This window comes from Pseudomonas sp. Pseusp97 (genome assembly GCF_047304025.1).
Classification (GTDB): domain Bacteria; phylum Pseudomonadota; class Gammaproteobacteria; order Pseudomonadales; family Pseudomonadaceae; genus Pseudomonas.
The window spans coordinates 1-6747 of the sequence record NZ_JBGLYK010000270.1 but is presented as its reverse complement, the minus strand read 5'-3'; the positions used below and the strand labels follow the sequence as shown (position 1 = coordinate 6747).

The following is a 6747-nucleotide window of genomic DNA, read 5'->3' as shown; positions in this document are numbered from 1 at the left end:
GTCCCGATCCGTCCCCCCATCTGGCGCCCGCGACCTTTCGCGCAACTCCTGCTACCCCTATAAGAACGCCTCTCCCACCGTCACGAGGTAGCAGCATGAACAGGATCGTCGCCATCACCGGCGGTTTCGGCCATCTGGGCAGCGTGGTCGGCCAGGCGTTCGCCGATGCCGGTTGGCAGGTCGCCCTGCTCGACCGCGCCGTCGGCCCGCGTTTTCCACAGGCCGGCGCGTTGTCCATCGGCAGTATTGACCTCACCGACCCGGCCTCCGCCCGCGCGGCCCTGGCACAGGTCAACGAGCATTTCGGCGGCCTCGACGCGCTGATCAACGTGGCCGGCGGTTTTCACTGGGAAACCCTGGGCGATGGCGATATCGACACCTGGGACCTGATGTACCGCGTCAACCTGCGCACCGCGGTGGTCTCCAGTCAGGCCGCGCTGGCGCACCTGAAGGCGCGCGGGCGCGGGCGCATCCTCAATATCGCCGCCGCGGCCGCTAACCGCGCGGCCCTGGGCATGGGGGCGTATGCGGCGTCCAAGGCCGGCGTCATGCGCCTCACCGAAGCGCTGGCGGAAGAGCTCAAGGATGCGCGTATCACCGTCAACGCCCTGATGCCGAGCATCATCGACACCCCGCAGAACCGCGCCGACATGCCCACCGCCGAATTCGACCGCTGGGTGAAGCCGGAGCAGCTGGCGGCGACCTTGCTGTTCCTCGCCTCGGATGCGGCGGCGGCCATCACCGGCGCGTGCATTCCGGTCACCGGGCGTGTCTGAACCCCGACCGAGGTCGCATTGGACTGTGACGGCCTCGGCCCCTATGCTCGCCAGCTGTCCTGTAGTCCGGTTCCGCCGTCATGCCCCACGTTTTGTCCGTCGTCCTGCCGATCTTCGCGCTGATCCTGGTCGGCTGGCTGTGCCGGCGCAGCAACCGCCTCGGCCCGCAGGCGGCCTCGGAGATCAACAAGCTGGTGGTCTGGCTGTGCCTGCCGGCGCTGCTGTTCAAGGTCACCGCCACTGCGACCTGGGCGGAAATCTGGCAACCGGGCTTCCTCGCCGCCTTCACTGGCGGCTGCCTGCTGGTGTTCTTCGCCACCCTGGCCTGGCGCCTGATGCAGGGCCGTGCGCTGCCGGCGGCGAGCATCGATGGCCTCAGCGCGTCCTACGCCAATACTGGTTACATGGGCATCCCGCTGTGCCTGCTGGTGTTCGGCCAGGACGGCCTGGAGCCGGCGCTGATCGCCTCGCTGCTGGTGGTCTGCGTGCTGTTCGCCATCGCGGTGGTGTGCATCGAGGTCGGCCTGCAGACGGAGAAGCACATCGGCCGCGCCGTCTGGGTGGTGATCAAGGCGCTGGGCAAGAACCCACTGGTGGTGTCGCCGATCATTGGCGGCCTGTGGGCGGCCACCGGCATCGGCCTGCCGGAGCCGCTGCTGCATTTCCTCGACATGCTCGCCGCCGCCACCACGCCTTGCGCGCTGGTGTCCCTCGGCTTGTTCCTGGCGCAGAAGCAGGAGCGCGAGCAGGTCGGCGCCTGGCCGCTGGTGGCGATCAAGCTGATCGGCCAGCCGCTGCTCACCGGTTTCCTTGCCTACCAGGTGTTCGACCTGCCGCCGCTGTGGGCGGATTCGGCGCTGCTGCTCAGTGCGCTGCCCACCGGCACCGGGCCGTTCATGCTCGCCGAGTACTACCAGCGCGAGGCGGCGGTGGTGTCGCGGAGCATTCTGGTGTCGACGTTGGGCTCTCTGGTCACGCTCTCCCTCTGCCTGCTGTGGATCGCTCGATAGCAAAACCTTGCGTAGGAGCGGACTCTGTCCTCGATGGTTTCCGGCGCGATGCAGACCAATCGCGGACGGAGTCCGCTCCCACGTTTTCATCGGTATTGGCGTAACCCTGTAGGAGCGAGGGGGACGCCATCGTTATTGCTCGCGAACCGCCCAGCGCCGGAGTCGCCGGAAGATCCGTTCGCGAGCAAGCTCGCTCCTACAAAAGCGGACATAAAAAAACGGACCGACCATCGCGGGGATGGTGGTCCGTTGCGCAAACGCAGGGGTCCGTCACGGAGAAGATAATGACGGACCAGACGCAGCCCCTCAGGCGTATGGCCCGAATTGCGTCAACGTTGCGATCAAGCCGGTTCGGTCAGCGCGCCCGTAGCGCGCGCGGGTAGTTGGCGGCCGGAAATCCGATGGGCGTCGCCCGCCGGTGCGGTGCCCTTGTCGTAGGGCTTGGCCAGGAGCATGTAGACCAGTCCCGCGCCGATCACCACGACAGTGGTGAGGATCATCGAGTAGTTCATGTACCAGGGCGCATCCGGGGTGCGCGGCCAGACCATGTTGGTGATCGCCGCCACGCCGTAGATCAGCGCCGCGACGTTCACCGGCACGCCCCACTTGCCGAGGGTGAACTGGCCGCCGGGCACCCAGCCCCTGGCGCGGGCGATCAGCGAGGCGATGACGATCAGCTGGAAGGACACGTAGATGCCGATCGCGGCGAAGCCGACGATGGTGGCCACGGCGTCGCCCATGAACAGGCCTAGGCAGACGATGGCCGCCGGCATCACGCCCGCCACTACCAGCGCAACGGCCGGCACGTGGTTGCTGTTCAGCTTCGACAGTGCCTTGCTGCCGACGATCATCTCGTCGCGGGCATAGGCGAACAGCAGGCGGCTGGCGGCGGCCTGCAGGCTCAGCACGCAGGACACGAACGAGACCATCACCACTGCCATCACCAGTTTCGAGCCCACCGGGCCGAAGGCGTTGGCGAGGATGGTGGTCACCGGGTCGGTGTCTTCGCCGTTGATCACGCGCTGGATGTCCGGCACCGAGAGGATCAGCGCCAGGCACGCGAACATCGCAGCGGCGCCGCCGATGTAGATGGTCATGCGCATGGTCTTGGGGATCATCTTGCCGGGGTTCGGGGTTTCCTCGGCGACATCGCCGCAGGCCTCGAAGCCGTAGTACTGGAACAGCCCCGCCAGGGACGCGGCGAGGAACGCCGGCCAGTAGCTGCCGTCGATCTTGATGTCGAAGGTGTTGAACAGCACGCTGAAGTCGTTGTGACGCTCGAAGATCAGCAGGTAGCCGCCCACCAGCAGCGCACCGCCGAGCTCGCAGATGAAGCCGAACATGGCGACGCGGGCCAGCAGCTTGGTGCCGGACAGGTTGAGCACGGTCGACAGCGCGATCAGCGCCAGGGCGATGCCGATGGCGGCGTTGCCGTGCATCTCGAAGCCGAGCATGGCGGCCATGTAGGGGCTGGCGCCCACGGCGATGCCGGCGATGGAGGTGCACAGCGCCCAGGCATACACCCAGCCGACCATCCACGCCCAGCGCTTGCCCACCAGGCGGCGCGCCCAGGGATAGACGCCGCCGGAGATCGGGAATTGCGAGACCACCTCGCAGAACACCAGGCACACCAGCATCTGGCCCAGGCCGATCAGCAGGTAGGTCCAGAACATCGGCGGACCGCCGGCGGCCAGGCACAGGCCGAACAGGGTGTAGACGCCGACCACCGGCGACAGGTAGGTGAAGCCCAGGGAGAAGTTCTCCCATAGGCTCATGCTGCGTTCGAAGTTGGAGCTGTAGCCGAGCGCGGCGAGCTGCTCGGCATCGGAATCGGTTACGCCAGCGGCACGCTTGGCAGGAGACCCACTCATCGTTGTTTCCTCTCAGGGGGTTGATGGGCAGAAGGCAATCGGCCGGCGGGCCTCACGACGCCCGCCGGTTCCCTTTTCGGGTTTGTAGTTGTGTGTGCTGTCGCGAGGTTTCTTATTGGCCGTCGTCGAACTGCGACAGCCACTGCACCGCCTGCTGGTGGTAGCGGGTGAAGCCCTTGTAGTCGACGAGTTGCTGGTCGAGGGACTTGAGCACGCGGTGCATGCGCTTGGCCCACGCCGGGTTGGTGGCGATGTCTTCCAGGCTCAGCAGGTAGGTGCGGATCGGGAACACGATGGCGTTGCTGCGCGGCAGACGGTGCAGCGGTTGCAGCTCGATGCGCAAGTAGACCTTTTTCCCGGCGTTCTCGGCGGTCACCGTGGTGCGGTCCGGCGCCCACTCGGGCAGGGACTCGGCGGACACGTCCAGGCGCGGGTTGACCGTCAGCGACCAGTTCAGGCGACGCACCGGGTGGCCGTTGCGCAGGCGCAGGAGGAACTTCAGCGCGCGGTCGAGCATGCCGGTTTCCTTCACCAGCGGCACCGGGCCGTGGAACTCGTGCCAGGCCATGCCCAGGTTGAAGCGCAGCGAGTAGTCGGCGCGCTGGGTGGCGATGCCCGCGCCCCAGTACAGGGTGCCGTCGCGCTCTTCCTGCAGGACCCAGTCGCCCTGGGCCTGGCGGGTGACGTACTCCATGGGCTCGTAGGGCAGGGTCGACGGATCGCCGAAGGTGAAGGTGTCGTCGATGTCCAGCAGCTTGTTGGTCCAGTGCCAGCGGGTGCCGTCCTTCTCCAGGGAGAAGTACTCCGGGTAATCCTTGGCGTAGGACTCCATGATCAGTTCGAGCAGGTCCCACTGCGCCTCCATCATGTGCGGCGCGGAGACGTAGTGCATGCCCGGGTCCTTCTCCAGGGTGATCGCACGGTCGCGGCACTCGCTGATGTAGTGCTCGTCGATATCGAACACCGCGCGGAAGGCGTCGGTGCCCACCGAGACGTGCGGCTCCAGGTTCATCGAGTACATGTACTCGTCGTCCGGGAAGGGCCAGGGCGCGCGGTCGATGCAGGCCTGGCTGTTCGCGTAGGTGTAGTCGTCGCGGTAGGTTTCGTCGGGGCGGAATTGGATGGTCATGGTCGTTCTCCGGCTCAGCAGTCGATGACCAGCCGCGAGCACTTGGCGCGCGACACGCAGGGCATGATCTTGGTGTTGGCGGCCTTGTCCTCGTCGGACAGCCAGTCGTCGGTGTGGAGGATTTCTCCGTCCAGCTCGAGGACGTGGGTCTCGCACATGCCGCAGGCGCCGCCGCGGCACAGGTACGGGATTTCGTGGCCGGCGGCCTCGGCGGCCTCCAGCAGGCTCTGGTCGGGCGACACGTCGATGGTCGCGCCGCTGCGCGCCAGGGTGACCTGGAACGCCTCGCCGACGCTGCCCTGTTCGAGGAAGCGCTCGTAGTGGATGTGGCTGTCGGTCCAGCCGTGGGCGTGGGCGGCGTCGATGGTCGCCTGGATCATGCCCTCGGGGCCGCAGACGTAGACGTCGCTGCCCAGCGGGCGGTCGGCCAGCACGGCGGAAATGTCCAGCCGCTCGCCGCGGTCGTCGCGGTACAGGCGCACGGCGTCGCCGTATTCCTGCAGCAGTTCTTCACCCAGGCGCGCATGGGCGTCGCCGCGTACCGCGAGGTGCACTTCGAAGGGCGTGCCGCGCAGGCGCAGTTCGGCCAGCTGCGAGCACACCGGGGTGATGCCCACGCCGCCGGCGATGAACAGGTGCAGGCGCGCATGCTTGCTCAGCGGGAACAGGTTCACCGGGCGGAGTATTTCCAGCTCGTCGCCTTCCTGCACCACGTCGTGCATGTGCTTCGAACCGCCACGGCCGTCTTCCACGCGGCGCACGGCGATCTGATAGGCGCTGGCATCGTAGGGCGAACTCATCAGCGAGTAGGCGTTGCGGTAGGTGCCGCCGGCATGGGGCATCAAAACCACGACGTTGCTGCCGCCGGAGAACGGAGTCAGATGCGCGCCGTCGGTGGAAGCCAGGGTGAAGCGCTTGATCTCCGGGGTCACCTGCTCGATGCGGGTGACGCGGACCTTCAGGGTTCCGTTGGACTGGCTCATGTGTCGAGCTCCTCGGCTTCGGGCAGTTCGCCGGGGACTTCGGCGTCGGCCTTCACCGCCTGGAAGGCGGCCAGGCGGCGGGAGTAGTGGTCGCGGACCACCAGGGTGCGCGCGCAGTGCGGGCACTCGAAGACACGCTGGGTGACGTTCTCGGTGTAGCCGTCGCAGTGCACGCACCAGACGCGGCGCACGAAGGAGCCGGCGTGCTCGCGCAGCACTTCGTCCTTGTTCAGGTTGATCGCGTCGGCGGCCTGCATGGCGGTGCCGATGAAGCTCTCGGAGCCGGCCAGGTACAGGCGGGTGCCCATGCGCGACTGGCCCAGCAGCGCGTGCAGGTCGTCGACCAGCGCGCGGTTGCTCGGGTAGATCGAAAGCTCCACGTCGGTGATGTCGCGCAGCGCGGCGAGATGATCCTGGCCGGAGAAGGATTCGGTGGAATACAGCACGCGGATCGGCGCGCTGCGCGGCATCTCGCCGAGCAGGCGGAGCATGGCGGCGCCGCCGCTGCCCTGGCCGGCGATGATGTGGTGGTGGCCACCGGCGAGCGGGCGCAGCTGGTCGTAGACCGGCCGGCTCTTGATACCTGTGATGAGCATTGTTCTTGTGCCTCCAGAACTGCCGGCTCTCTGAAGTCAGGAGCGCCGGCTCGATTCGAGGACCCGTGCACGGTCACGGGTCGGAGATACACAGAGCACAGGCTGTGCCAAATAACTAACTAATTGAAATTAAAGGGAAAAGTAAAAATCTGAAAACACAGGTGTAAGCAGAAATGACAACGCCTGTAGGCAGGCTTGCAGCGGTGGATTGTCGCAGGGGCAATTCCGTCGGATGCGGGAAGGCGGTGTGACCGGGCGGTCTCGCGGAGGCGTGGATAGTGAGCTCTTTGTAGGAGCGGGGGGGGGGGGGGGGCGGGAGCCCCCCCGGGGGGGGGGGGGGGGGGGGGGGGGGGGGGGGGGGAATGTTGAGAGAGGGGGGGGG

At 66.9% G+C, this 6747-nt stretch carries 6 protein-coding genes; 2 read left to right on the top strand and 4 right to left on the bottom strand.

Annotated features, from left to right (window positions below; all coding sequences use genetic code 11):
* Nucleotides 1-95 precede the first annotated feature (95 nt).
* Both ACCC94_RS26615 and ACCC94_RS26610 read left to right on the top strand, forming a co-directional pair.
* Nucleotides 96-776 carry an SDR family NAD(P)-dependent oxidoreductase gene (locus ACCC94_RS26615; RefSeq protein ID WP_413352604.1) on the top strand — a complete coding sequence of 227 codons (681 nt, stop codon included), beginning with the start codon at nt 96-98 and terminating at the stop codon, nt 774-776.
* Nucleotides 777-856: 80 nt separating this feature from the next.
* Nucleotides 857-1786 (top strand): AEC family transporter, encoded by a 930-nt coding sequence (locus ACCC94_RS26610; RefSeq protein ID WP_413352603.1) that lies wholly within the window; start codon nt 857-859, stop codon nt 1784-1786.
* Between the two features lie 341 nt (nt 1787-2127).
* On the opposite strand, the gene ACCC94_RS26605 is transcribed toward ACCC94_RS26610, so the two are convergent.
* The 4 genes from ACCC94_RS26605 to ACCC94_RS26590 form a co-directional block, all read right to left on the bottom strand.
* Nucleotides 2128-3657: an APC family permease gene (locus tag ACCC94_RS26605; protein WP_413352602.1), complete on the bottom strand. Its 1530-nt coding sequence runs from the start codon at nt 3655-3657 to the stop codon at nt 2128-2130.
* Nucleotides 3658-3769: 112 nt separating this feature from the next.
* Complete coding sequence (locus ACCC94_RS26600; protein WP_413352601.1) at nt 3770-4786, bottom strand: heme-dependent oxidative N-demethylase family protein; 1017 nt, start codon at nt 4784-4786, stop codon at nt 3770-3772.
* Between the two features lie 14 nt (nt 4787-4800).
* Entirely contained in the window at nt 4801-5769 is a 969-nt protein-coding gene (locus ACCC94_RS26595) for a PDR/VanB family oxidoreductase (RefSeq protein ID WP_413352600.1), read from the bottom strand.
* Nucleotides 5766-6365: a dimethylamine monooxygenase subunit DmmA family protein gene (locus ACCC94_RS26590; RefSeq protein ID WP_413352599.1), complete on the bottom strand. Its 600-nt coding sequence runs from the start codon at nt 6363-6365 to the stop codon at nt 5766-5768. The genes ACCC94_RS26595 and ACCC94_RS26590 overlap by 4 nt, the downstream gene beginning before the upstream one ends.
* Nucleotides 6366-6747: the final 382 nt, after the last annotated feature.